The organism is bacterium, from assembly GCA_030704665.1.
In the GTDB taxonomy this organism is placed as follows: Bacteria; Patescibacteriota; Microgenomatia; order Woykebacterales; family RBG-16-39-9b; genus JAUYID01.
The window spans coordinates 1-1,159 of sequence record JAUYID010000007.1 but is presented as its reverse complement, the minus strand read 5'-3'; the positions used below and the strand labels follow the sequence as shown (position 1 = coordinate 1,159).

The following is a 1,159-nucleotide window of genomic DNA, read 5'->3' as shown; positions in this document are numbered from 1 at the left end:
GGCAATCGAAAGCGCATCCAAAACAGTTGGGTCACCAATCCCAAGTCGAAGCGTTCCAAGCGGAATATTGGCAAGGTGCTTTGCGGAAACCGAATCAACACTCTTCAGAAGATCTGCAAGTGTTGAAACTTTTTGTTCGACCGTTCCTTTACCGCTGAATTCCGCAATTTTGCGAAGCTGGGCAAACACTTCACTTACTGATAACTTTGAACTTTGAATTTTGAATTTTGAACTCGCAGCAAGTTCACTTGCTGTGATTCCCATATTACCTTTATGTCGATATAGCTTGAGCACCTCATCCTTACTTTTACCGTATGCTTTACCAACAGCTTGAGCAGCCATCGACTCTGCCATTCCAATCTCCGTCGCCTCAAAAAACGGCGCCACTCGGCCTTGAATCAAATAACAAATTTTCCCGATTTCCTCAGAATTCGACTCCTTAAAAAGTTTTGAAAGAATATCAATAAGCTCCAGTCTTTTACTGGTCGCTTCCAGCTTCTCATAATATTCAGCAAGTCTTGAAAATTTCATATTTGAGTCATCGAAAATACAAGCTCTCTTATTTCAAAGTATAAACAGCTCCCTTTGTGCTTCCCTTTTTCTTTATCAGTCCTTTTTTCTGCAAATCCTTGAGGTCGCGAAGAATCGTATCGTCGCTGTAATCACGAAGCAAACTTCTCCATTGCCTGTTGCTAACCGACCCGTATGACTCAATATATTCAACCAGCTTTAACTGGCGTTCCGAGAGTGCAATTTGGCCAGTTCTTCCCTTCAATTTAGAATCCAACGACAATTTTCTAACTCTTTCCTTTACCCTGTCCAGCTCCTCTGCCAACCCTTCACAAAAATATTCCAGCCATACAGTTAGGTCTTTATCGACAAGCTCCTCTTTTTGATCGGAAACAGCCTGGAGAGTCTCATAATACCTTTTTGCATTACGATCAAAATATTCCTCAAGCGAGAAAAACTTTTTAATATCATATCCCCTCGTAAACAAAACCATAGTCGCAAGAGCTCTTGATGTTCTGCCATTGCCATCAACGAAAGGGTGGATATACGCCAAAACATAATGAGCTACGCCTGCTGCCAAAACCGGATGTACATCTATAGATTTTTCAGAAGAAAGCCATTCAAAAAAAGCCCTGCTCAAGTTCCGGAC

2 protein-coding genes are annotated in these 1,159 nt (G+C 41.7%); both read right to left on the bottom strand.

All coding sequences use genetic code 11. The annotated features are described in order from the left end of the window. On the bottom strand, window positions 1-531 hold a 531-nt coding region (locus Q8P13_00145; protein MDP2670869.1), incomplete at its 3' end, for a DNA ligase. Between the two features lie 28 nt (window positions 532-559). After that, on the bottom strand, window positions 560-1,159 hold a 600-nt coding region (locus tag Q8P13_00140; protein ID MDP2670868.1), incomplete at its 5' end, for a Fic family protein.